The organism is Alteromonas alvinellae, assembly GCF_902705805.1.
This window is the reverse complement of record NZ_CACSIH010000152.1, coordinates 1-26,253: the sequence shown is the minus strand read 5'-3', so window position 1 is coordinate 26,253 and position 26,253 is coordinate 1. Positions and strand designations below refer to the sequence as shown.

Genomic DNA, 26,253 nt, shown 5'->3' with positions numbered 1-26,253 from the left:
TAAAAGCTATAACGCAAAGATCTGTGCCTCATGCGAAACCTATTTACTGCTCTTAAGCAAGACACTCACGCCAACCACAGCATTTTGGAAAATACGTTTCCTTTTTCCATCTATCACAACGACAATGCATTTGATGACACCGCCTATCTTGCTATTTTGAAGATAATGAAATTGTTCCATCAAGCGACTGCTGACGCTGTTCAGCAAGCTGAGAGCTGTGCGCCTATTCTTTCTCGAGTCTCCAATATGATAAATAGCAACGCAGTTCTAGGCGCTCTGAATGCTGACATTCAAATGCTTTGTGTTGACACCCATACCAAGGCATCTGAAGCCTTATCATTACAAACGTCTAATCAAGACACCTACTCTGAGGGCCTGTCAATTCCAAGCTGCAATTCGTCGACTAGCCAAGCCATTGCAGCGATTTACGTATGGTTAGGTTCCTCGATGGGAGCAAATATCATTGTAAGAAGGTTAAACGCGATGGAACGAAACGTACCCACGAATTACTATCAAGCCATGGCAGGTTGCGCGAAAGCGTGGGTGTCTTTCAAACAAGAGGTTGAATCTCTTGTACCTGAACTCGACACAAACGAAGAAGACCTTATTGAAGATATAGTAGAGGATGCAAATGCTTGGTTTGAGTATTTGATTTCACTAGCAGATGTTATAAAAGGCGAGAAGAAGCTTAAGGTAGACGCATTGATATAGAGTTGAGCGAGTTAGCACCTTCGCAGGCTGTACGATTCAATAACGCCCTTCAATAGGGTCGTTCAGCCTTTCTCCAGTCTAACATGGCCTGCGGTTAGACTGATACAACCCCATGATTTTAATAACCACTCAACCCCAAAGCTATAAATAAACTTAATTTAGTCAAGCGGCTGAATGCATTAATATAACGTCGGTTCATCGTTAAGCGATCGCTCAGTTTCTGGTAAACTCAAACCAACCTAAAAACAACATAAATATAAAACATGAAAGTAATCTCATTTAACATAAACGGTATCCGCGCCCGCCTCCATCAGCTTCAAGCGGTTATTGATGCCCACAAACCAGACATTATTGGTTTGCAGGAAATTAAAGTTCACAACGAGCAATTTCCCGTTGAAGCAGTAGAGGCCATGGGTTATCACGTTTATTTTCACGGCCAGAAAAGCCACTATGGCGTCGCATTTTTAGCGAAGAAAGAGCCTGTTTCTGTGGCAATGGGCTTCCCAACGGATGATGAAGACGCCCAGCGCAGAATGATTATATTAAAAACTACTGATGAAGCTGGCGAGCCAGTGACGGTTCTTAATGGTTACTTTCCTCAAGGCGAGAACGAAAAGCACGAGACAAAGTACCCCGCCAAACGTAAGTTTTACAAAGACTTAATGGCCTACTTAGACGATAACCATACGCCAGACGAAAACGTGATTGTGATGGGCGATGTAAACATTTCTCATACAGACTTAGACATCGGTATTGGAGATGAAAACAAAAAACGCTGGCTGAGAACAGGTAAGTGTAGCTTCCTACCAGAAGAACGTGAATGGTTGAATACCCTCATCGACTGGGGTTTCGAAGATAGTTTTCGAACGCTTTATCCAGAGACTAATGACAAGTTTTCGTGGTTTGACTATCGCTCCAAAGGATTCAACGACAATCGCGGCCTACGTATAGACCTGATACTTGCCACCAAACCTTTACACGCTAGTCTTCATGACGCAGGCATCGATTATGAGTTAAGGGGCATTGAAAAGCCGTCTGACCACGCCCCCATTTGGGCTGAATATAAGAAGTAGTTGGCCGATTGCGAATAAAGCAGTGCCGATTGAGGAGTAACAGTGAGTTCATTACAGTTGTTTGCATGGCTGATTTATGGCGCATTTTTATTGGGCGCGGTGAACCATATCGACTTTACTCACTTTACGCGGAACAAGCAGCAGCAACACCTCATTTTCGGCACTGCTGCTTGTTTATTTGTTTTGTGGTTGTTTAAAGCGGGAATATTTGAAGGCCTAGATGTCCATTTTCTTGGCCTTTCCGTTCTCACATTAATGTTAGGGTTTAGAAACGCCATCATTGCCTCATTTATCGCGCTTTTAGGGGCAAACATAACAGGCTATGGAACGTGGGAGAACTTTGGGGTCAACGGTCTATTAGGGACTATCCTTCCCATAGGTACCACCTACCTTTTCTACATGCTGTCGTTTCACCGTATACCTCGACAACTTTTTGTCTACATATTCGTGTGTGCATTCTTTCCTGCCGCTTTTTCAATTGCACTAAAAACACTCTCGTTAGGCGCCTTCTACTACATTGAAGGTACGTACACGTGGGACATTGTTTTTGATAACTATGTTTTGCTTATTCCGCTATTGGTATTTCCAGAAGCATTACTCAACGGCATGGCTATTACCCTTCTTGTGATATACCAACCTACGTGGGTGTACACCTTTCACGACAAGTTTTATCTAGACAATTAAACCGTTTATCGTCTCTTATCATTTCACTTTTGAAACTTTTTAAACTAATGGTTAATAAGGTTATCCTGAATTCAATCTATTATTAAAGGGTGTGTTTGATTGGTGGGCTGAAATGAAAATTCAGACATTTGCATTAAAGTGCAATGATGTAGAAATCTTAACTTCGGAAATAGCGTCTGTATTAACCAATGAGAAGCCTTCATTACTTATAGGTTATGGCAATACCGATTTTCCTCTAGAAGCACTTCCATCAATGATAGGGGTCTCAACACTCCCCTTTTTTATTTCTAGCTCTTGCTTAGGCGCTTTGCTTTGCGACGATAAAACGGTCTCCGCCAAATGCGACCTAGCGCTGTTTTGCATCAACGATGATAGTGGTGCCTACGGTGTGGGCAGTGCTGATGTATCTGAGTACGGCCCGTTTGATGCAGGAGCAACAGCGTTGCAGCAAGCGCTAGCAAGCGCCGAAAGGCCTTACGAAAGCCCTGCACTCATTTGGTGTGCGCTCCCCCCAGGTGATGAAGAACTTATACTAGAAGGATTTGCTAGCGTTGTAGGAGCAAAGGTTCCTATTTTCGGTGGCTCCATGGCAGACAATACGGTTACAGGCAACTGGCGTACGATCACAAACACATCATCGGGACCTGAAACCATTGCGGTAGCCGTTTTGTATCCTTCAACACCGCTTGGTTTAAGCTATAGTTCTGGTTATAAACCTACCGAAACTGTGCTAAGAACCACACAAGCCCAGGGGCGACAAATACAACAACTCAATAATGAACAAGCCAGTATCGCGTACAATCAAGCAACGAACGGTCTAATCTCAGACCTGCTTGACGGTGGACAAATCTTGGGGCTAACTTCTTCAGCACCGTTAGGCAGGCCAGTGGAATTGGACAATGGCGCTGTAAATTACCTTCTTTGCCACCCCGACTCTGTTGAACACGGAGCGTTAAATGTTTTTTCTGAAGTAAAGGAAGGCGAAGACCTTGTTTTGATGGAGGGAAGTATCTCGAGCCTCACCTCACGCGCCGAGCGTGTTATTAATAACGCAATCATGCTATTACCTGAAAATAAGAAGCCAGTTGGCGTATTGATGATTTACTGTGCAGGATGCCGGTTGATGGTGGGCGATGAAATAAATTCGATGCTGGAGTTATTACAAAAACGATTCTCGTCATTGCCCATTTGCGGGCCTTTTACTTTTGGCGAACAAGGGCGATTCTTAGACGGAATGAACAGGCATGGCAACCTAATGATTTCAGCAGTAGTGTTTTCTCGATGAATAAAGATTACGAAAATGTTTTAGAAGATCTAGCGCTAGTTTACCGCCTAAAACAGCAAGCTGAAGCGCATAAAAAAGAGAGCGATGCTTTACTTGAAAGTACGCGAGTACTCCTTACCGCTGAGGATGAAACAGACCTTTACAAGAAAATGTTTAGCGTTTTTAAAGGGCTTTACAACTATGAAGTATGCTTTGTCTTAGAGAATGAAAGTGCAGGTAAAATGAAGTGCATCAACAGCACTAATGATGCTTTGCTAGATACTATATGGAAAATAGACGACACGCTTTCCCGTGCCGTGAAAAGTGAACCCGTAGCTTTGTTCAACATTCAACAGCAGCCAACGTGGCAACAGCACATGTCCTTATTTGAAACCCCCGTCACGTCGGTATTGTATTGTCCATTTAAAGTGCACCAACAACAAGCCGTTATTGTTTTCTGTCATCAATCATTAGGCTACTACACCCAAGAATATGTCGATATGGCAAACAGATACCGAACTTTCACTGAACAGATGGCTATGGGGATGCAGGCAAAGTTAATGGCGTTAGAAACCGTCAGGTTGAAAGAAGAAAAAGCTAGGGTAGAAAAAAGCCTTATCGATTCTGAAAAAATGGCCTCGCTAGGTTTGCTAGCTGCAGGCGTTGCTCATGAAATTAACAACCCCATTGCATTTATTAATAGCAATATTCATTTCCTTAGAAACGTACTGCCTGCACTATCACAAATGCAGGAGATCGTACTGAAACTGGCGTCTAGCTCTAGCTCTGAAGAAAGAGCAGAAATTGCCGAAGAAGCATTATTGTGGCAATCGCACAATAAAATTGATTCACTCAGTGACGAGATCGCTGATATTTGTGGGGAGTCCGAAGAAGGTTTAAACAGAGTAACCGACATTATAACCAGCCTTCGTTCATTCTCACATGATGCAGATATTCCCGATGACGAAACCATCAATGTGAACGATTGCATTGCGCATGCCCTGAGGCTTGTAAACAGTGAGTTAAAGCACCGCATAAAAATACAGCAACACTTGAGTGACGTGGCTTGCATCAAAGGGAAAACAGGCAAGCTAAACCAGGTTCTGGTTAATCTTTTTGTCAACGCTGCGCAGGCGATGGAGGATGGAGACAAACTTACCATTTCTTCTTATGAAGAAGGCAATAATACCGTTATTACCGTAAAAGATACGGGGTGTGGCATCGAAAAACATGCGCTTCAAAAGCTTTTTGAGCCTTTTTACACCACCAAACCTACGGGAAAAGGGACTGGACTAGGCCTATATATTTCTTTTTCTATTGTAGAAGCCATGGGGGGCACTATTGCCGTTGATAGCGAAGTTAACGTTGGTACCACCTTTACACTTTCTTTCCCATCAACGAACGCCAATAAAAAAACCGCACAATCGTGCGGTTTAGATACGTTTGATAGCGATTCTTAATTGCAAAAAGCACTATATAGCAGCTACTTTTGGAACAAAATATCCATAACGTCAGACAGTTCACCCTTGCCTTCACGAATTTCTTCTTCTGACAAACCTGCTATTTCATGAGGGAACACAAGCCACTCGTCACTTTCGTTAACGAAGTAATCTGGCACGATATCAGTAGTGTTGTTTTGAGGCTTGTACCATGGACATGCAATGCGAATATCTTTTGGCATATTTAGGCGCATAAGCTTATTAATTTGCTTGATAAGTGCGTCAACACTTCGGCCTGAATCGAAAACATCGTCAACAATCAAAAGCTTGTCGTCAGCATTGGCATTTTCAACCAAGTAATGTAACCCGTGAACACGGATTTCTTTCGACTGTTTATTGATTCCATAGTAAGACGATGTACGTACTGCGATATGGTCGGTTGACGTATTCTTAAATTCGAAGAACTCTTGAACTGCGATACCAATTGGAGCACCACCACGCCAAATACCAATAATAAAGTCAGGGCGGAATCCGTCTTCATACACCTTTGCCGCTAAGCGAAAGGAATCCTGTAGAAGCGATTGCGAGGTGATAAAATTCTTGTTCATGACGTCTCACTGGGCAAAGTTTAAAAGACCGCGAGTATAGTGAATTTCGCGGCCTTTTGCACGGTAAATTCAACTATTTATTCGTTTTGAAGCGCTTGTGAAGGTGCTATTTTCATCGCTTTGCGTGCAGGATAAACACTGGCTAAAACGCATAACAACAAAGACAACAATGTGATGCTTGTTATTTGCACTACGTCCATGTCAATTGGCAGGCCTCTACCGTCTGCAGAAAGCGCTAATGGCGAACCTATCGCGTCCAAGATATTGTTTAAATTAAGCGTAATAATTACACCTAAAAGCAGACCAATACCCGCACCTTTCACCCCGTTAAATAAACCATTTAATACAAATATCCACATAACCGAACTCGGCAACATGCCCTGAGTTTGAAGTACCGCAATATCGCCCTGCTTTTCGGTGACCACCATTACCAGTGCCGACACTATGTTAAAAGCCGCCACCGCAATTATGAGCAGCAGCATAAGCGTCATCATGTTTTTTTCCATTTTTACTGCATCAAACAGCGGCCCCTGACGCTCCCGCCACGTTCGAATGTTACTTGCAGAGACACCCACCCTATCCGTTAACCCATCAACAACGGCTTGGTAGTTAAACGCATCTTTTAAAAACAACCGGAGCGATTGTTCGCTCCCTTTAGGGTCACGCATTAGGCGATTCACATCCGCAAGGTTCATGTACATCACCTTATCATCCATCTGCGAGCCCATATCGAAGACACCCCCCACTGTCACAAGCCGTTGACTTGGCATTCTTCCAAACGGAGTATAAACACTGGCGCCAGCAACCATAACTCGCAAGCGGTCGCCAACGCGCGCTTCAAGCTTAATGGCAAGAGAGCGCCCAATTATGGCGGCGAAGCTCCCTTCCGTTAAATCAATAAATCGACCTTGTTCCATATGATTTGCAACCAAAGTATGCTCAATCATCACATCAGGTTGAACGCCGTGAACCTGCACGCCTCGAAGGTCTGAGCGAGATTGCACAACTGCCTCTGCCTCTCTGTACCCCATGGTGGTCACGACACCTTCCATGGGTGTCATGCTAATTTCCTCTATAGCTAAACGCTTCAAGTTGGACGGTTTTTGAGTGGGTGTCTTGCTAACTGACCCAGTATTAACGCTTGTGTTGGGTGTCTCTGTTACGTCGTTGTTAAAGCTGTTTTGAATGGGTGTCTTGCTAAGGCTTGTTGTTGCGATGGGTGTCTTTGTAATTTCGATATGGGGGACTATGCCTAAAATGCGCTGTTTTAACTGCCCTTCTAGGCCGTTCATTACGGATACGACAATAATAAGCGCCATCAATCCCAGTGCGATGCCGGCCACTGAAAATCGATTGATAAATGAGACGAAACTGGTTTGGCTTGCTTTGTTAGACTTGGCATAACGATAAGCAATGAATGCAGAAAGAGGATAAAACATAGCGCCTTGCTTTTCAGTAATACGGTAATCTGCCTTACATTTAGCTATGCTTAATGAATAAATAATTCAGATAAGTAGCCCAAAGGCGAGATGACGGGTTAACCCCAAAATAGTAAAGTGGGTATACTACGTGGTCGGTATACTACTTATAAGTTACTAACTGCACAAGAATTAGTGGCAGAGGAATAATGTGAGCGAACTAAGCCTAGAACAAAAAAAAGCCCAATTCGATGAATACTTTTCTATTGCACACAGCATAAATGCAAACGTGCGCCCATTAGGTGCCAATGAAAAAGTACCTGATGAAGAAAACCTAGAAGAATCGATGCCCTATGCATTTCGCATTGCCAGTGAAATGGCCGCTTTAGAAGCGCAGGCAATTCGCCCATTAAGAAACTTGGGTGATCACGCCGAAACCTTGGCCGAATACCTAAATCATCAGTCCCGTAAAATTGATCTAATGATGTCGTTTGTATTGCACCAGCAAGACGAACCCGAATACCGCTTCAAGACGGTGAAACTCGGTGGTGGTGGCGTAATTATTGAGTCGAGTGACCCACTAGAAGTAGGCACACACGCTGAACTAAAGCTTTTTCTTGATGCCGAAGCCGCAGCAATTTTTTGTTTTGGCGAAGTTATTACTTGCGAGCAAGTTGAAGATAGTTACCATATCGCCTTTATTTTTAATACCATTCGAGAGCAAGATCAGGAGCTTTTAGTTCGCGCCAGTTTGCATATTCAAACACAGCAGCTAAGAAAACGGGCGAAAGAGAAAAAAGCGGGATCTGAATAGCCCCTAACAACAGTATATAAGCCGTAAAACTTATCTTGCACTTAAAAAACAGGACGTCATGACAGCCACTTTATTATCGCTTCCATTACCTGCGCCTAAAAAAGAAGCCTCATCACAAGATCACAAACAATGGGGCCAACTGCAAGGCAGCAGCGCCGCGCTGTGTATCAGCCAAACGCTAAACCAATACAAAGGCCCTATTGTATTAATTACCGCCGATACGCCATCGGCAATGAAGCTTGAAAAAGAAATAGCATTTTTCTTAAGCGATAATCAAAAAGATACGCCCATTACCCTGTTTCCAGACTGGGAAACGCTGCCATACGACTCCTTTTCACCTCATCAAGATATTGTTTCGCAAAGATTAGAAACGCTGTTTCGCTTTACCCAACAAGTCGAAGGCGTTTTTATTGTTCCTGTTAACACGCTTATGCAGCGCCTTGCGCCTACCGACTATTTAGCAAAGTACCTACTGATGCTAAACAAAGGCGACACCTTAGACAGAGACCAATTTAGGCGCAACTTAGAGCAAGCTGGCTATCTTCACGTTAGCCAGGTGATGAGTCACAGCGAATTCTCGGTACGCGGAAGCATTATCGACCTATTCCCAATGGGAAGCGACCAGCCGTTTCGAATAGACTTGTTCGACGATGAAATCGACTCTATTCGCTATTTCGATACTGAAACTCAACGCTCAGGCGAAGCGGTAAACAAAATTCGCTTACTACCGGCCCGTGAATTCCCAACAGATAAAGAAGCAATCACCCTTTTTCGCCAGCAGTTTTTAGAAAAATTCGACGCTAACAACGCATCCGAAAGCGTATTTTCGCAAGTAAGCAAAGGCACCATGCCAAGCGGTGTGGAATATTACTTGCCCTTATTTTTCAAACAAACCGCGACTTTGTTCGATTACCTTCACCCGAAAAGCCTGCTATTACTTCACGGTGATGTGCAAGACGCCAGCGAGTTCTTCTGGGCTGACGTACAAGAACGTTACGAGCAGTATCGCTACAACCTAGCTCGCCCATTACTGGCACCAGATGAACTGTTTTTACCCATTAACGAGCTATTCGGGGCCATTAAGCAGTGGCCTCGTGCTTCTCTAACCAGCAAGGTACTTGAAGAAAAACAGGGTTCTACCAACCTTCAGTGTGAAAAACTTGACGACATTGCGATTAACTCGCAGAAAAAAGTACCTGCTGAACGACTTATTAAAACCGTAAATCAGGCTACTGACAACGGGGCTAAAGTACTGTTTTGTGCTGAAACCCAAGGCAGGCGAGAAGGTTTGATCACCGTGCTTGCCAAAGCAGGCATAAAACCCAAGATTGTTGATAGCTTTAGCGACTTCATAGCAAGCCACGATACTATTGGAATCACGGTAGGTATGGTTGATAACAGCTTTCGCTGGCAAACCCAGGAAGGCGAACTGTTATTTATTACGGAAACGGAGTTACTAGGCCAAAAAGTAAGTCAGCGCCGTCTACGCGATAAACGCACCGCCACCGATGAAAGTGCCATTATTCGTAACTTGGCCGAACTTTCTATTGGCCAACCTGTAGTGCATTTAGACCACGGTGTGGGCCGTTACTTAGGCTTGCAAACACTAGATGCAGGCGGTGTAGCAACCGAATATTTGTGTATTGAGTACGCCAAGCAGTCTAAGCTTTATGTGCCCGTGGCCTCCCTTCACTTAATTTCACGCTACACCGGTGGCGACGCAGACAGCGCGCCAGTTAGCGCATTAGGCTCTGACGCATGGTCAAAGGCCAAGCAAAAGGCCGCTGAAAAAGTACGCGACGTTGCTGCTGAACTTTTAGATGTATACGCTCGCCGCGCAGCCAAGCCAGGTTTTGCCTACAAAATTAATTGGGACGATTACCAAGCATTTTCAGACAGCTTCCCCTTTGAAGAAACACCCGACCAAGCCCAAGCCATTGCTGCGGTTATGCACGATATGGGCAGCCCATCTGCCATGGACCGACTGGTATGTGGTGACGTAGGCTTTGGTAAAACTGAAGTGGCCATGCGCGCGGCATTCCTTGCCGCCAATGCAGGTAAACAGGTAGCTATATTAGTGCCTACCACCCTACTTGCGCAGCAACACTTTGAGAACTTTAAAGACCGTTTTGCGGCATGGCCGTTTGAAATTGAAGTCATGAGCCGCTTTGTAAGCGGTAAAGCGCAAAAATCTGTGGTTGAGCGCATCGGCGAAGGCAAAGTCGATATCGTGGTAGGCACACATAAATTGCTATCTAGCGATATAAAATACAAAGACTTAGGCCTTGTGATCATCGACGAAGAACACCGCTTTGGTGTACGTCAAAAAGAGAAGCTAAAATCTTTACGTGCCGATGTAGATATTCTAACCCTTACCGCTACACCTATTCCACGTACGCTTAACATGGCGTTATCTGGCATGCGCGATTTATCTATTATCGCTACAGCGCCGGCCCGTCGTTTATCAATTAAAACCTTTGTGCAGCAGCGTAATAAAGCTGTTATTCGCGAAGCCATCATGCGTGAAATACTTCGTGGTGGACAGGTTTATTTCCTTCACAATGAAGTAGAAAGCATTGCGCGAACGGTGGAAGAGATTGCCGAAATTGTTCCCGAAGCACGTATTGCAATGGGTCACGGTCAAATGCGCGAGCGCGAACTAGAAGGCGTAATGAGCGACTTCTACCACCAGCGCTACAACGTGCTCGTATGTACCACTATCATTGAAACCGGTATCGACGTACCAAGTGCGAACACCATTATTATGGACAGAGCCGATCATTTAGGCTTAGCACAGCTTCACCAGCTTCGTGGCCGCGTGGGCCGTTCACACCACCAAGCCTACGCTTACCTGCTAACACCGCATCCAAAGCGCATGACCAAAGATGCAGTGAAGCGCTTAGAAGCCATATCTCAACTTGAAGATTTAGGTGCTGGTTTCGCCCTTGCTACGCACGATTTAGAAATTCGTGGTGCCGGTGAACTGTTAGGCGATGACCAATCAGGGCAAATCGCCAGCATTGGTTTTAGCCTTTACATGGACATGCTTGATAAAGCCGTTAACGCGCTTAAAGAAGGTAGAGAGCCGTCATTAGACGATGCAACCTCAGGCCATACCGAAGTTGAACTTCGTATTCCAGCCCTGTTACCTGAAGATTATATTGCCGACGTGAATACTCGCCTATCGCTATATAAACGCCTGGCAAGCTGCACAACGCAAGACGACATTGATGAATTCCAGGTAGAATGTATTGACCGCTTTGGCCTATTACCAGAGCCTGCTAAAAACTTGATAGAAGTAGCTGAAATTAAACTAAAAGCCCAAGAATTAGGCATTCTAAAAGTAGACTTGTCGGCCCAAGGCGGTACCATAGAGTTTAAAGAAACTACCAAGGTCGACCCAGGCTTTATTATTAGCTTGGTACAAACCAAACCCAACACCTTTAAGTTTGAAGGTAGCCAAAAACTGCGTTTGGTGAAAAAGACCGAAACAGCTAAAGAGCGCATCGCGTTTATTAGCGATATTATTGCCGATTTTGCAAAGGAGTCGCGATAACATGAAGTTATCTCGCTGGTGCCCGTTAGTCGCATCAATTAGCGCTGTATTTTTAACAACAATTTCAACCACGGCCCACGCCAATGACAACTGGTGGTTTGATGTGGAAGTGATTGCATTTAAACGCAACGTGGCGCTGACGGAGTTAGAAGAGCAATTTTCACTGGCTGACGACCTGGCAGCCCCGCGCGCTCAGGCAGACATCATCAGCGACGTTATTGCACCAGATATTAGCTATTTGAAGCAAGGCTTAGCCGTTTGTGGCGCAGATGCTTCGATAAAATGGCCAAACGAAACCCTTTTTGACATTCCTTCAAAAGACATAGACTTCTTGTTACAACCTAGTGCCAATAGCGGGCAGCGAGATAGCTCTCAAAGTGAGGAAGGTTTAAATACCAACCGAGATAGCGAGCCTTATTCATCGACGGGTTATACCGAAAACCTTGGCTATGCAAATGAAGAAGTTGCAGGTAACGCACCAGATGCAGCCACTATCGCTAGCTACTGGACATCGTTTTTTGGCGTAAAAAAAACTGCGCCTGTTACTGTACCTGCCTTTAAATATTGCGAAGAAGCAAAGCCTTGGCTTAGCGCAGAATTTAACACTGTGCTAAACGTTATGGCCGCAACAGAGGCTGATGTAAGCAGCGAATCACTAACAAACGATACCTCAGACCACACTCTCCCAATTCAGTCTACACTGAAGCCGGCTATTGTCTGGAAGGTTAACAAGCCTGACAACAGAATGCCCGCCCCTGCTAGCCTGCCTATTGTGGTTGAAGGGCATGACTGGCCTCTAGCTTCAAAAGCTCACCTACTAACTAGTGAGCAACAAGCACTATCATCTATTTCTCGCCAAATTCGTTCGAACCGACAACTGGAGCGCTTATTTCATGCTACCTGGCGCCAGCCTGTTATGTTCGGCCAAAACAACGCTTTTGACGTTCGACTCTTCGGCGGTCAGAACTACGCGCTGAAATTCGACTTAAATGGCGACATGCGAGCGCAGCAAAGCAACACAGCACTTATTAAGTCAGCCAACAGTGAGTCAGAGTTCGGCTATGACGCTACTGCAGATTTGAATAGTAACGAAGGCAGTACAACCACTCAAAGCGTAACCGAAATAGCCACCACTTCAGATATCTTTGCTGATATTGACCGCCGGCTATCGAAGCCACAAGCTATAAAATATGAAGCGTTTAAAGCATTGGATACCGCCATAATTGTGGAGCAAGGCGACGACAACGCCCTAGACCCATCGCTTAGAACACCCATCTGGGAAATTGACGGCACAATAAAAGTATTCCTCAAATACATTAACCGCGTGCCGTATCTTCATGTGGATGGTGAGATGTTCTACCGCCAACCAGTGCCGCTAAGTTACTTTAGTAGTGAAGAAAGTAACGCCGCATCTGCTGGCCAAGCAACACCAACCGAATATAAGTTAGTGTCAGTCCCGTTAGCCGAACAACGTCGTGTAATAAGTACTCAACTCCACTACTTCGACCATCCTCTATTTGGCTTTGTGGTACAAATTCGCCGTTACAATCGCCCTGATGTCAGCGAATAGCATTATGCGCGCTTGCTAAAGATTGGGCGCTTTCTAGGTTGCAAAGTTTGCTAACAGTAAGTTTTTAGCATCGCGTTAAGGCACTGGTTAAAAGCAGCAAAAAATTTAGTTAAGAGAATTGGTTTTTATGAAAATTTACACTCGCACTGGTGATAAAGGCAGTACACAGATTTATGCCGACAAAGCCGTACGTGTTGATAAAGATGATTTGGTGGTACAGAGCTACGGCGACATGGATGAACTCAATAGCCATATTGGTTTGCTAGCCGCTCATGTTGATAAAGCACATCAGCCTATCCTGCACGATATTCAGCGTAACCTGTTCCAAGCTGGTTTTGCCATCTCTGCAAGCTCTACATTAAAGCAAGCCGACGTTGAAAGCCTAGAAAGCCTGATAGACACCATTACAAGTAAAATGCCGCCCAATACGTCATTCGTACTGCCCGGCGGCTGCAAAGCTGCTGCGCAAGCTCATGTATGCCGGGCTGTATGTCGCCGTGCTGAACGCGCTGTTATCAGCCTTTCCAAACACTACGACGTACCCGAAGTAGTACACGCGTATTTAAACCGCTTAAGCGACTTCCTTTTTACTTTTGCGCGCTTTATGAATGTTGAAGCCGGTGTAGACGAAACTAAGGTGTAAAGTGAAGGTATCGAATTGCCAGTGATGCGCCCAAGGAAACAGGCACTCATTAAATCAGCTATAGAGCAGACAAACGTACACCGAGATAACTTACTAATATAAACGATGAATAAAACGGTAGGTATAACACCTACCGTTCGCTTAATTGCTTTATCAACTCAACGGCACTGTCGTACTTATCATTAAGCCCTGCAGGCATAACCCGCCCGTAAAGCGCCATAACTTTCTCTTGCTTCTTTGAGTCGCCCTCTTTCAAGTTAGAAAAGCGTGCTTCTAATCCATCTAGAATACTCTCGGCCCCTTCGGGGTTGTTACAGGCAAGTACCATATCACAGCCTGCATCTAACGCTGTCTCAGCACGCTCAACATAGCTTCCGGCAACGCTTGCGCCATGCATAGACAAATCGTCAGAAAATACAGCGCCACCAAAGCTCATGTCACGCTTAAGCACATCTTGCAGCCACTTTGGTGAAAACCCAGCCGGTTTATCGCACACCTGGCTATAAATAACATGGGCAGGCATAACGCCATCAAGCATTGCACGCCCTATTAATCGATCAAACACCACCATATCGGTGCTACGTATCTCCTCAAAATCGCGCTCATCTACTGGTAGTGCTATGTGCGAGTCTGGCGCCACGCTGCCGTGCCCTGGAAAGTGCTTTCCTATAGCAGGCATATTCACAGCTTTTAACCCTTGAATAAGGTGGGTAGCAAGGCGTATGACCTCACGTGCATTGTCAGCAAATGCTCTATCGCCAATAACTTGCGACACACCGTTAATATCAAGCACCGGCGCAAAGCTAAAATCGATATCTAGAGTTTTAAGCTCGTGGGCTAATACTAGCCCGCACGCCTTAGCGTACGCTGCACTTTCATCCTGATGTTCTGACTGCTTTAAAATATCACCCATTGCAGGTATAGCGGTAAAGCCCTCGCGAAAGCGCTGAACGCGCCCCCCTTCATGATCGACGGCTATTAGCACTGGGCGTTTTGCATAGCGCCTTATATCTTTAACCAGTTCAAAAAGCTGGCGTTTGTCATGATAATTACGACTAAATAAAATTACGCCACCCACAACAGGATGGGCTAATTTTTCCTTTTCTTCAGGCAGAAGTTCTTCGGCCTGACAATCCAACATTAATGGCCCCACGGCACCGCCTTAGTATGTGTCATAAAACATCACTTCAATTTTGCTAGTTCTGTGGTTAGGATAGAGAAAAATAGGGAGTTTTACACGTGATAAATTGGTTCAAGTGGTTGGTTTTAAGTGTTTTAACACTGCTTCTAATAGTGGCTTTGTGGCTTTATATATCGCTTCGGCTAAGCTTACCCGCGCTTGATGGCAATAGTGCCACCTATCACGTAAACGCACCCACCGAGTTAAGCCGCGACGGCTTAGGTCATGCCGTCATTAACGCCGACGATATTTTCGATGCAGCCTACGCTTTAGGCTTTGCCCACGCACAAGACCGCTTTTTTCAAATGGACTTACAGCGGCGCGCCGCTTCGGGAAGTTTGTCGCAATGGGTGGGTGATGTAGCCCTAGACATTGATAAAAAAGCCCGCTTTCACCAATTCGAAAAACGTGCAAAAGCCGTGTTTGATTACCTTCCCTCTAAACAACAAGAGCTTTTGGTACGCTATGCGCACGGTGTTAATGACGCTTTGTCGGAATACACTCTACCGCCTTTTGAGTACCTAGCCGCAGGTGTTGACATAAAACAGTGGCAACCCACCGACAGTATTCTTGTTATTTACAGTATGTATTTAGACTTACAAGGTACTCAGGTAGAACTAGATTTAGCAAGAGAAGCTTTGCTCACAACCTTTGGGAACGATATTTATGGGTTTATCACGCAGCCTAGCAACTACCAAGCAGCGTTAGATGCCAGCGAAATACCATTACTAGAGGCTGAAATTCCACAGTACCCTGCTTCGCTGCGTGCCGTTATTAATGAGCAAGGCAGCGAACGCGACCAACATTCTGAACAAGGCACTGGAGAAAACACGGATTTAAACACAGAGCAAGACGCCTCACCACCTAGCGCAAACCATATAAAATACAACAATACGGCAATTGCTCGTGCCCAATACATGGGTACCGAACTTCCCGATATCGGCAGTAATAATTGGGCGGTTACCGGAAGTCACACCGCAACAGGTGCAGGCCTTTTAGCAAACGACATGCACTTAGGCTTGCGGGTACCTATTATTTGGTATCGCGCCCAGCTTAACTACCAGGAATCGGGTAGCAAGGTGCAGGTAACGGGCGTTTCTTTACCAGGTATACCAGGAATAGTGGTGGGTACCAACGGTCATATCGCGTGGGGCTTTACAAACGCGAACCTTGATAATGTAGATTGGATAGAGCTAGATAATACAACGCCTACTAACACTGTAACAGAGCGTATCCCCCTACCGGACGGTGAGCATGAGTTCACATTTGAAGTAAGCGAGTACGGTCCTGTAAGAGAACTTAACGGCAAACGTTACGCGCTAAACTGGGTCGCGCATCATCCCTTTGCTGCTAATTTGGGTATCATAAATTTCGGCACCATAAAGGATGTTCAAAAAGCTATTACTATAGGCAAACGCATTGCTATCCCAACACAAAACTTAGTTATTGTAGATGAAACCGGTAATGCCGCGTGGCTACCTGGCGGCGCGGTAATGGATAGGCAGTCAGCGTCGTTCACCGCTATAAAACAGCAAGACGCGACGATGCCAGAACGCGCTAAAAAACTGCCGATGCTGTTAAACCCTGAAATGGGAAGAATATGGACAGCCAATGCCAGAGTAATATCAGCTGAAGATTTCAAGGTATGGGGCGACGGTGGCTATGCCCTGGGTGCTCGCGGCCAGCAGATAAGAGACAGGCTGTTTGAAAAAGACACCTTCAGTGAAACCGATTTCTACGCCATACAGTTAGATAATCACGCTCGCTTTCTTATTCCGTGGCAACACCTATTATACGGCTTGCTGAACATGCAAGATATTGAGTTTAAGCCAGATCTTGCTTATCTGAACACTTGGAGTGAATGCGCATGTGAAGACTCAGTGGGCTATACCTTAGTTAAACACTTTAGGCGCGAAGTGATACAAACCCTTTTTGGTGGTTTACTTTCGAACTTAGATCAACAAGGTGTAAACAGCCGTAGTCTGCTTAGAGGTATTGAACCAGCTACCTGGCAGCTTATCCATAGCCAACCTGATTCTTGGTTGCCTGCAGACACTGAAAGTTTCGACGAGTTACTGGTAGACGCTTACCGCCGAGCCAAACACAAGTTACTAGATAAGTATTCTCCGGTAGAAGCTGATATGGAAGCCCTAGCTTGGGGTAAGGTTAATGCCCTATCGGTAGAGCACCCCTTCGCTAGTCAAATTCCATTAATAGGAAGCATGTTAAATATGCAGCAAGTGGAAGGCTTTGGCGATACTTACATGCCCGCAGTGCAAGCCCCTAGCTTTGGCGCATCGGAGCGATTTTTTGTAAGCCCAGGTCACTTAGAAGATGCCATTTTAACCTTACCTGGTGGGCAGAGCGGTCATCCGCTGTCAGAATTTTTTACAGCAGGTTTTAACGACTACGCCACTCACGCGGCAACGCCCCTACTACCGAGCGAGCCTATTCACAGCCGAACATTCTATAAAAAAGAGGTTGAATGACACCCGCAATCACACTGCTTACTAAAAAACGTATCGCACATACGGTTTTAAAATACGACCACGATGCCAATGCTGCGTCTTATGGTCTGGAAGCCGTTGAAAAACTAAACCTTAACGCCGATACCGTATTTAAAACCTTAGTGGTGAGTACAGATACCAACAAACTGGCTGTTGCTGTAGTACCGGTAAACACCAAGCTAAGCGAAAAGAAAATGGCGAAAGCATTAGGTGTGAAAAAGGTAGAAATGGCCCAAGCAAACGCGGTGATGGTTGCCACGGGGTATGTGTTAGGTGGAGTAAGCCCGTTGGGCCAGAAAAAGCGGTTAGCCAGCGTAATTCACAAAAGTGCTGAAGGCCTTGCCACTATGCACGTAAGCGCAGGAAAGCGAGGGTTAGAAGTGGCGCTTTCCCCTGCCGATTTAGCTTTGCTGACCGGTGCTCAATTTGCGGATATTTCGGTAAGTTAACTTAGCGCAATCCAATATATCGTTAGATACGTTAGCAAAAACTTACAATGCAGCTTTTGGTTACGCGACTGCCGCCATTATGTTCTTAAGGTTTTCGATTGATTTAAGCCTTTTTTTAACCAGCACATCTTCGTTTATCTTGAGGATAATACCTTTCAATAAATCAGTAGTGTTCTCTATGTGAGAGAGTGATTTAAGGTGCTCTATGTCTTCGAATATCTTACGCCCTTTTAGCGATAGGCGCTTTTCTGATCTGCCTTTTGCCAAGTCACTTTGAAGATAACTCGCTATCTTTTTTGCTGACTTTTCATCTTCAGACAATGAGTGAATGTAGTACTTCATCATGCTTGGAACAAAGTCTGTAGTTGCACCAATTTCCATCGTCGCTAAATTTAGAATATCGATTAAATGCGCAGGTAAACGCCCTTCCACTGGCTTTCGCTTTGCTTCATATTGACGTTTAACCGCAGGTGTAGATTGGTGAGGTAACACGGTTACGCTTTCACACTTATCGCATACCCCCACCAAAACCTTTTTAACCACTCCCGTACCATCACTGAAAGGAACATCTCTAAGTTGAAATGTCGCATTTTCAAATGACTGGCACGTGCTGCATGCCGCTTTCTGCGACTCGCCGACTTTGAAAATTTTCATATCTTCTCCTTAATGATGTACGCGAATACAAACGCTATTCGGCTCTACGAAATACCATTTAACATACCAATTATGACCGGCTCGCCTAGTCTTAATTATGTGTACCGTAATGCTGCTATCAAAATGATGAAGGCTGGGCGAATAATCGTTTCCTCGACTTCGACCTATAATTTCGGCAACTTCCTTAAGCGACACTTGCCCAATTGCCAATAAATTTTTAACGTCAATATCGTTCCTCTGCTCATGGGAAACGTATCCTTTATTTAGACAGTCAATGATCTGTCGCTTTATTTCCTTGTAACCCACCCAGCACTCCACACGCACGACAAATGTACGCCAAATTGCGTACATCTTCAAATCAGGCTTTCAACAAATTTATAGTACGAAAAGTAGGAAGGGGTATGAAGCTGGTCTGTGGTATAGGTTTCTGATGAGTGTTTGAGTGCAGCGCGAGCAATAGCCTAAGTCATAACCTAAATCATAACCTAATTAGCCGCCTGCGCTAACCATTGCTTGCGCGCTTCTTCAAGGGCTGCTTCGTCGGGCTGTTCGTTGCCCGAAATAGCTACCGCTATTTGTTGAATAATTGCGTCACGCTTTTCAATCAGCGCATCAGTGCGAGCAAACAAGTCTTTGGCTTCCGGATACTGCTCTTTAAGCGTTTCTACCTCTTCCAATGCATAATAACGCGCTTCAAACGCTTCGTTGTACAGCTGACGCTTGGCATTGAATACTACGTAGTCTTTCGCAACTTCTGAATTAAGATAATCCATATCTTCAGAAGATAGACTAGCAGCCCGCCCTACCTCACGGGCCTGCACCATCCATGAATCAACAGCTTCGTCATTTCCATCTTTAACAGCCTGCTTAACGCCTGCTTGCAAATCGCTTGCGTGAAGAATTTCCATTACCGTTATAAGTGGAACTTGCGCTGCATCTTGATCTCGGTTGTCTGCATCTACCGACAAATATGCAAACCATGAAAAGGTAGCGGCAATAATAATAGCAAGAACAACAAGTGCTTTTTTCACACTTTCCTCCAAAGAAATTGCATATGAAAATCAGTGCGGGTGCACTGTTAAAAAGAAGCAATACAAAAAGAGCGAGAGACCCCGCTCTTTTTTCAGTATTGTAACGACCTAAAGATTATTGGTCGACAGGCTCAGAGTTTTCAACTCGGCTTTTCAATTTTTGACCCGGGCGGAATGTAACCACGCGGCGCGCTTTAATTGGAATGTCTTCACCGGTTTTAGGATTACGGCCAGGACGTTCGTTTTTATCACGCAGGTCAAAGTTACCAAAACCTGACAGTTTTACTTGCTCACCAGATTCCAGAGCGCCTTTAATCTCTTCGAAAAAAAGCTCTACCAGATCTTTCGCATCACGCTTGTTAATGCCTAGTTTCTCGAATAGGTGTTCAGCCATCTCGGCTTTGGTCAATGCCATAGTTTACTCTCTTAACGCGGCCCCAAACTCAGATTCCAGACCTTTAACCACAGTATCTACAGCTTGCTGAATTTCAGCTTCTTCCAAGGTTTTATCCGGATCTTGTAAATGAAGTGACAAAGCAAGGCTCTTATAGCCAGGCTCAATTCCCTTGCCTTTGTACTCATCGAACAAGTTTAGAGCAACTAGTTGATTTACGCCAATATTTTCTATGTAAGAAAGTACATTTCCTACACGCACTTCATCTTTAACCGTAATAGCAATATCACGGCGATTCGATGGGAAGCGCGATACTGGTACAGCTGACGGTAACTTGCGATCGGTAATGGCATCAACCACTAGTTCGAACACAAATACACGGCCGTTAACACCAAGCAATTTAGTGAACTGCGGGTGTATAGCACCAATATAGCCAACTTCTTCATCATTAAGCAAAATTTTTGCCGTCATGCCAGGGTGTAACGCACTGTGTTGCCCTGTAACGAACTGGAACTCACCGGTTCTGCCTGTAAGTGCCAATAACGCCTCAACGTCGGCTTTTGCATCGAAGAAATCAACCGGGCTGTCGCCCAAGTCCCAATGTTCTTCATTACGACGCCCTGCTACTACACCACCAATTACTTGCTGTTGCAATACACCATTTGGCGCATCTTGTTGAGGAATAAAGCGTAATCCGGTTTCAAACATGCGAACACGTTGCTGCTGACGCTTCTGATTATAAGCAGTCGCACCTAGCAAACCCGGCCATAAACTTACACGCATTACCGACATATCAGATGAAATTGGGTGTGGTAACACCATACCCTTTACGTCTGGGAATAATGCGTTTTGAATTTTAGGATCAACAAACGAATAAGTAATTGCTTCATTGTAGCCACGGCTTAAAAGCAACGACTTCATAGTGTTTAGCGGCAGCTTGGCTTCTTGCGAAGGTAGCATTGCCAACGTCGCTTTTGGCGCCACGTTTGGAATGTTGTTGTAGCCGTATACGCGCGCAATTTCTTCAATCAAATCTTCTTCAATTGAAATATCAAAACGATAGCTTGGCGCAACTGCTTCCCAGCCGGCTTCAGTTTGCGTTACGTCTAAACCAAGGCGGTTTAGCATTTTCGTTACTTTCGCATCGTCAATGCTAATGCCTAGTACGCGAGATAAACGTTCGCGACGAAGCGTAACCGTAGCTTGCTTAGGTAGCTTGTCTTCAGCCACGGCTTCAACTACTGGGCCAGCTTCACCACCGCAAATTTCTAGTACCAGTGCAGTAGCGCGCTCCATGGCTTTGCGCTGAAGTTGTGGGTCTACACCACGCTCGTAACGGTGCGATGCATCGGTGTGTAAACCGTACTGACGGGCACGGCCCATAATCGCATCACGGCTAAAGAAAGCACTTTCAAGCAAAATGTCTTGAGTTTCAGTAGTTACACCAGAGTGTAAGCCACCAAAAATACCCGCCATTGCTAACGCTTTCTTGTCATCAGCAATAACTAACGTATTGCTTTGTAACTTAGCTTCGGTTTCGTCAAGTAGCGTAAGGGCTTCGCCTTCATTCGCCATACGCACGTTAATATTGCCTTCAATACTGGCAAGGTTAAACGCGTGCATTGGCTGGCCAAGCTCTAGCAATACAAAATTAGTTACATCTACAATGGGGTCGATGCTGCGAATACCGCAACGACGTAGCTTTTCAACTAACCACAGTGGCGATGCTGCTTTAACGTTAACGCCCTTAACCACACGGCCCAAATAACGTGGGCATGCGTCGTCAGCGCTTAACGTAATTGATAATTTATCTTCAATAGTTGCGTTTACCGCCGCTACTTCAGGCTCGCACACGTCAAGGTTATTAAGTACGCCAACTTCACGGGCAATACCGCGCATACCCAAGCAGTCTGCACGGTTTGGGGTTAGGTCTACTTCGATTGCGTTGTCATCAAGACCAAGATAATCGCGAATGTCTGTGCCAATAGGTGCATCAGCTGGAAGCTCGATAATACCATCGTGGTCGTCGCTAATACCTAGCTCAGAGAAGCTACATAGCATACCGAATGACGGCTCTCCGCGAAGCTTCGCTTTTTTAATTTTAAAATCGCCTGGCAATACTGCGCCAACAACTGCTACCGCTACTTTAATGCCCTGACGACAGTTAGGTGCACCACAAACGATATCTAGTATTTCATCGCCACCTACGTTAATTTTAGTTACGCGCAGTTTATCGGCATTCGGGTGCTGACCGCACTCAACCACTTCACCTACTAGCACGCCTTTAAAATCGCCTGCTACTGGTTCAACGCCGTCTACCTCTAGGCCAGCCATGCTCAACTGTTCAGACAGCTCATGTGCCGACAGCGACGGGTTAACCCACTCTCTTAACCATTTTTCACTGAATTTCATGTGTACTCTCTGCCTTAGTTGAACTGCTTAAGGAAACGAAGATCGTTTTCAAAGAACGCGCGCAAGTCGTTAACACCGTAACGAAGCATAGTTAAACGCTCTACGCCCATACCAAAGGCAAAACCTGTGTACTCTTCTGGGTCGATACCCACAGCTTTAAGTACATTTGGGTGCACCATGCCGCAGCCTAGTACTTCAAGCCACTGACCGTTTTTCCCCATAACGTCTACTTCAGCTGAAGGCTCAGTAAACGGGAAGTAAGATGGACGGAACCGAATCTCTAGCGACTCTTCAAAGAAGTGATGTAAGAAGTCGTGCAAAATACCTTTAAGGTCGGTAAAGCTAACGTTCTTATCAACCATCAAGCCTTCCACCTGGTGGAACATTGGCGTGTGAGTTTGATCGTAGTCGTTACGATACACGCGCCCTGGCGAGATAATACGCAATGGCGGTTTTTCTGCTTCCATAGTACGAATTTGAACACCAGAGGTTTGCGTACGAAGCATCATGTCTGGGTTAAAGTAAAAGGTATCGTGATCGGCACGCGCTGGGTGATTCGCAGGAATGTTCAGTGCATCGAAGTTGTGAAAACCATCTTCAATTTCAGGGCCAGTTTTAACCGAGAAGCCAAGCTCACCGAAGAAAGATTCAATGCGCGCAATCGTGCGGCTAACTGGGTGCAAGTTACCAGGCTTTTCAGTACGGCCAGGCAAAGTAACATCAATCGCTTCTTCTGCTAGCTTCTTGTTAAGCTCTTCAGTGCGTAAAAACTCACCTTTTGCAGAAATAGCTTGCTGAATAACCTGCTTAGCTTGGTTAATCTTTTGGCCTGCGGCTGGACGTTCTTCGTTCGATAACTTTCCAAGCCCTTTAAGTAAGTCGGTAAGTTTACCTTTCTTACCCATGAATTCGACCCTAACTTGGTCTAATGTGGCTGCATCTTGTGCAGCGTCAATCTGGCTTTGTGCCTGATTGATAATAGCGTCAAGCTCCATGTTTTCCTCAATTTACATGATGACTGCATGGCCAAAGCATAGGAAGAATTTTTCTGTGCGCTAAGGCTTGCCTGAAATAAAAGCGGTAGTTTACACGAGTGACAGACATTACCGCTACCCTATATAGCTGATAATGGCGAAAATTTGTGTGGAAACCTGACTATATGATTACGAATTTAAGAAGCATATAATATTTTAGATTCAATCTTGTGTGATGGGTGTCGTCTAACTACACTTAAACAGGTGTATATCTTTAATGCTTTCCATTTTATTTTCTCGTAGCTGAAAGTATGGCTATCCTCAAAAAGCTAAACCAAGGAATTTCATATGAAAGTCCAAGTATTCTACATTTCGACATTTAAGCTCATTACTGTTTTATTTTTTAGCATAACAGTAGTTTCGTGCACGTCCAATTTAACGAAACTAAGCCCACCTAGCCAGCTTGGAGACCAAATTCTAATTGCCTTGCATAATTCAAATAAGGCTGAAAATTCTGATATTAAGAGAGATATGGAACAGTTTCTCAACGAGAGCGGTCAACAAAAATTTACCGAAATACAAGTTGCTCAAATAACTGAAATGTACAAATCAGGTCTTTTGCTTTCAATTTCAGAAAAAGAGTCGGATGTTCTGATGAACTTGCAAAGTGACAAGGGCGAAAGTGTAAAGGATAAATTAGGTATTTTATTATTACTCTTCCCCAACCGAGCTAGTTTAATTACTGAAACGACTAAGCGCCTAAACCTTCTAAGCGAAGCAGAAACAATTGAATTAGTCGTAAAAGCCAACCTAGACCCCACAGTAGTTATGAGCCCGTCTGCTTCGGATGCAGAACAAGAAGTAACACATTTGGGCTGGGGCGGCGGTGGTGCATTTAGCAGCGTTGTCGAATTCAATAACGAAGTCTATGCATCTTCAGATGTTACTGGGGTATGGAAATTTAACGGTATTGGTTGGGACCCTCTCGTCAAGGGGCTAACTAATTACAATATTACTGGCCTACTTGTTCATAATGGTACTTTACTCGCTGCTACTAAGAATCAAATTCTCGAGTTCTCGAACGAAAATACATGGTCTTCTACCGGTCTAAAGTTAAAAACCTATCGACATACTACTCTTCAACTGTTTACGACATTAGCTAATGGAACTACTTGCTTTGCCGCGTTAGAGCCTTTTCTTGGTTGTATTGATAATACGGGGAGTGTCAGTAAAACGAGCCTTTCGATAAGCAAGCTAAGTGGTATCTATCGCGACGAATACAATGACAATTATGTATTTGGATACTATGGTAAAAAACTTTACAGAATAAACAAAACAGACGGCACTCATAGCCTAGAGTATTCTTTTCCTAAAAATATATTGAGAATATCTAAACTGGACAGAGATTCTCGACCATTAATATTTACGCAAAAAAACGTATATGAATTAGGGTCATTTGTACCAGTCAATGTAAATTTGAATAATAAATCTATCGTCAACGTTCTAACTGACACTGCTACGTACAGCAACCACCTAATTGCATTAGGAAACACATGGAGTGCTAATTTATATCACTTAAAACTAAAAGACCAAAGCTTAACAATTGGAACTAAAGTTCCAGTAAAATATGATACATCACTACCCCATAGGCAAAGGGGGCAAACTATAACGAAGCCGTTAGGAACTCCACACTCTGTTTGGGGAAAGCTGTGGTTTAGTGATTTTTGGGGTATATATACGTACGACATAAATACTGAGAAAATTTATGAAAAATCACGCAACGCAAGTAACATTGTAGGGACTGACATTCATATAACCGGTGGCAAACTATATATCACAAGTATGGACAACGGCTTAGTATCGATGAAGCTAGACACCTCGAATAATTTCAAGACAGTCTTTCCTAGAAAAGCATCAGACTGGCAGCTTGCTGGGCATTCGTGGTCTGTTGATAGCAACGAACATAGTGTTTTCGCGACACTTTCACCATGGAACTTACCTCAAGACTACCTTATTTCAGCTAACAAAGAGGATAATCTACTTAATATTCAAAGAATAGATGGCTCAACAAGCCGAGTAAGTTCCAGTGCATTTTGGGGGCAAAGCTATTCTAGAAAGCTCATTATGGCAGAAGGAGTTCTAGTATATAAAGATGGAGCTATAGGTGGCTTATACAAGTTATCCGAATCAACAAATGGAAGTAACGGCGAAGTTATAGATAACACTAGTGAGAAGCTATTCTCGACCGAAGGAAATAGAGTTTACCGAGCTATTACCACCTATGGAGGAGAGTTGGTTACTTACCACATAGATAATGAGGAAAAACTATACTTTAACGATATCGCTACAGGTGAATTTTTACGCGCAGTTAAAGCTCCGACAGGACTATGGGCATTCAGCTTAGAAAATATAGAAGGCACGCTGTATTTATTGGGTTCTCGTAACGGAGCCGTAATTTATAAATATAACGAAAGTGAAAATTCATTTAGTGAGATATTAAAAGTACCTACAGCCTCAGCTTTTTTAAGCTTGGAAGAATCACCAGATAAAACCATTTACATTGCAGGCGCAATTGATTGGAGCGGTAAACCTGAAGGAAAAGTTCTTTTTAAGACTGAAAACAATGATAGCTGGTTTGATATGACTTGCCTTATGCCTAATGAAAGTGGCGTTGTTGATATTGAGTTTTCCGAAGACGGTAATTTTGTATACTTACTTCAACATGTTGGAGCTGCTGTGAAGGTTGCTTTGAGTACTTTAGACAGACACAAAGGATGCTAATATATTGAAGCGAGACTGTAACTAACTTTGTTAAACTGCCTATCTTATCTCATTTTATAGACAGGGTGAGAGCATGAATGCTTAATTTTTA

20 protein-coding genes are annotated in these 26,253 nt (G+C 44.4%); 12 read left to right on the top strand and 8 right to left on the bottom strand.

Translation table 11 applies throughout. The annotated features are described in order from the left end of the window. The first annotated feature begins 30 nt into the window (after nucleotides 1-30). The 5 genes from ACX5KA_RS11380 (at nucleotide 31) to ACX5KA_RS11360 (ending at nucleotide 5,192) form a co-directional block, all read left to right on the top strand. Entirely contained in the window at nucleotides 31-711 is a 681-nt protein-coding gene (locus ACX5KA_RS11380; RefSeq protein WP_458731201.1) for a biliverdin-producing heme oxygenase, read from the top strand. A 263-nt stretch (nucleotides 712-974) separates the two neighbouring features. Next, complete coding sequence (gene xthA, locus ACX5KA_RS11375; RefSeq protein ID WP_039223818.1) at nucleotides 975-1,784, top strand: exodeoxyribonuclease III; 810 nt, start codon at nucleotides 975-977, stop codon at nucleotides 1,782-1,784. A gap of 42 nt (nucleotides 1,785-1,826) precedes the next feature. Next, entirely contained in the window at nucleotides 1,827-2,468 is a 642-nt protein-coding gene (locus ACX5KA_RS11370; RefSeq protein ID WP_458731200.1) for an energy-coupling factor ABC transporter permease, read from the top strand. 112 nt (nucleotides 2,469-2,580) lie between these two features. Beyond that, nucleotides 2,581-3,753, top strand: a complete 1,173-nt coding sequence (locus ACX5KA_RS11365; protein ID WP_458731199.1) for an FIST signal transduction protein — start codon at nucleotides 2,581-2,583, stop codon at nucleotides 3,751-3,753. Further along, nucleotides 3,750-5,192, top strand: coding sequence for a GAF domain-containing sensor histidine kinase (locus tag ACX5KA_RS11360; protein WP_458731198.1), 1,443 nt, complete (start codon nucleotides 3,750-3,752; stop codon nucleotides 5,190-5,192). The genes ACX5KA_RS11365 and ACX5KA_RS11360 overlap by 4 nt, the downstream gene beginning before the upstream one ends. Before the next feature lie 23 nt (nucleotides 5,193-5,215). Here the strand turns inward: ACX5KA_RS11360 and ACX5KA_RS11355 are convergent, their stop codons facing one another. Together ACX5KA_RS11355 and ACX5KA_RS11350 are read right to left on the bottom strand one after the other, a co-directional pair. Next, on the bottom strand, nucleotides 5,216-5,779 hold the full coding sequence (locus ACX5KA_RS11355; RefSeq protein ID WP_039223813.1) for a phosphoribosyltransferase: 564 nt from the start codon (nucleotides 5,777-5,779) through the stop codon (nucleotides 5,216-5,218). Nucleotides 5,780-5,856: 77 nt separating this feature from the next. After that, nucleotides 5,857-7,218, bottom strand: a complete 1,362-nt coding sequence (locus ACX5KA_RS11350) for an FtsX-like permease family protein (protein WP_458731197.1) — start codon at nucleotides 7,216-7,218, stop codon at nucleotides 5,857-5,859. Nucleotides 7,219-7,408: 190 nt separating this feature from the next. Here ACX5KA_RS11350 and ACX5KA_RS11345 point away from each other — a divergent pair, with 190 nt between their 5' ends. The 4 genes from ACX5KA_RS11345 (at nucleotide 7,409) to ACX5KA_RS11330 (ending at nucleotide 13,780) form a co-directional block, all read left to right on the top strand. After that, on the top strand, nucleotides 7,409-8,011 hold the full coding sequence (locus ACX5KA_RS11345) for a PilZ domain-containing protein (protein ID WP_039223807.1): 603 nt from the start codon (nucleotides 7,409-7,411) through the stop codon (nucleotides 8,009-8,011). A gap of 58 nt (nucleotides 8,012-8,069) precedes the next feature. Then, complete coding sequence (gene mfd, locus ACX5KA_RS11340) at nucleotides 8,070-11,567, top strand: transcription-repair coupling factor (protein WP_458731196.1); 3,498 nt, start codon at nucleotides 8,070-8,072, stop codon at nucleotides 11,565-11,567. 1 nt (nucleotide 11,568) lies between these two features. Further along, nucleotides 11,569-13,137: a CsiV family protein gene (locus ACX5KA_RS11335; RefSeq protein ID WP_458731195.1), complete on the top strand. Its 1,569-nt coding sequence runs from the start codon at nucleotides 11,569-11,571 to the stop codon at nucleotides 13,135-13,137. 127 nt (nucleotides 13,138-13,264) lie between these two features. Further along, the gene (locus ACX5KA_RS11330; protein WP_458731194.1) at nucleotides 13,265-13,780 is read left to right on the top strand and encodes a cob(I)yrinic acid a,c-diamide adenosyltransferase; all 516 of its coding nucleotides are present in this window, start codon (nucleotides 13,265-13,267) and stop codon (nucleotides 13,778-13,780) included. A 130-nt stretch (nucleotides 13,781-13,910) separates the two neighbouring features. On the opposite strand, the gene nagZ is transcribed toward ACX5KA_RS11330, so the two are convergent. After that, complete coding sequence (gene nagZ / locus ACX5KA_RS11325; RefSeq protein WP_458731208.1) at nucleotides 13,911-14,921, bottom strand: beta-N-acetylhexosaminidase; 1,011 nt, start codon at nucleotides 14,919-14,921, stop codon at nucleotides 13,911-13,913. A gap of 98 nt (nucleotides 14,922-15,019) precedes the next feature. Between nagZ and ACX5KA_RS11320 the strand changes: the two genes are divergently transcribed. Continuing rightward, complete coding sequence (locus ACX5KA_RS11320; protein WP_458731193.1) at nucleotides 15,020-17,449, top strand: penicillin acylase family protein; 2,430 nt, start codon at nucleotides 15,020-15,022, stop codon at nucleotides 17,447-17,449. Next, entirely contained in the window at nucleotides 17,446-17,916 is a 471-nt protein-coding gene (ybaK, locus tag ACX5KA_RS11315) for a Cys-tRNA(Pro) deacylase (RefSeq protein WP_458731192.1), read from the top strand. The genes ACX5KA_RS11320 and ybaK overlap by 4 nt, the downstream gene beginning before the upstream one ends. A 60-nt stretch (nucleotides 17,917-17,976) precedes the next feature. Here ybaK and ACX5KA_RS11310 read toward each other — a convergent pair whose 3' ends face one another. The 5 genes from ACX5KA_RS11310 to pheS form a co-directional block, all read right to left on the bottom strand. Next, on the bottom strand, nucleotides 17,977-18,570 hold the full coding sequence (locus ACX5KA_RS11310) for a hypothetical protein (RefSeq protein ID WP_283619559.1): 594 nt from the start codon (nucleotides 18,568-18,570) through the stop codon (nucleotides 17,977-17,979). Between the two features lie 485 nt (nucleotides 18,571-19,055). Then, nucleotides 19,056-19,601 (bottom strand): hypothetical protein, encoded by a 546-nt coding sequence (locus ACX5KA_RS11305; RefSeq protein WP_458731191.1) that lies wholly within the window; start codon nucleotides 19,599-19,601, stop codon nucleotides 19,056-19,058. 115 nt (nucleotides 19,602-19,716) lie between these two features. After that, entirely contained in the window at nucleotides 19,717-20,016 is a 300-nt protein-coding gene (gene ihfA / locus ACX5KA_RS11300; RefSeq protein ID WP_012518129.1) for an integration host factor subunit alpha, read from the bottom strand. A gap of 3 nt (nucleotides 20,017-20,019) precedes the next feature. Next, a complete protein-coding gene (gene pheT / locus ACX5KA_RS11295; protein WP_458731190.1) occupies nucleotides 20,020-22,407 on the bottom strand; it encodes a phenylalanine--tRNA ligase subunit beta in 2,388 nt (795 codons plus the stop codon). Between the two features lie 14 nt (nucleotides 22,408-22,421). Then, complete coding sequence (gene pheS / locus ACX5KA_RS11290; RefSeq protein WP_015066912.1) at nucleotides 22,422-23,402, bottom strand: phenylalanine--tRNA ligase subunit alpha; 981 nt, start codon at nucleotides 23,400-23,402, stop codon at nucleotides 22,422-22,424. A 327-nt stretch (nucleotides 23,403-23,729) separates the two neighbouring features. Here pheS and ACX5KA_RS11285 point away from each other — a divergent pair, with 327 nt between their 5' ends. Beyond that, complete coding sequence (locus ACX5KA_RS11285) at nucleotides 23,730-26,162, top strand: hypothetical protein (RefSeq protein ID WP_458731189.1); 2,433 nt, start codon at nucleotides 23,730-23,732, stop codon at nucleotides 26,160-26,162. The last annotated feature ends 91 nt before the right edge of the window (nucleotides 26,163-26,253 follow it).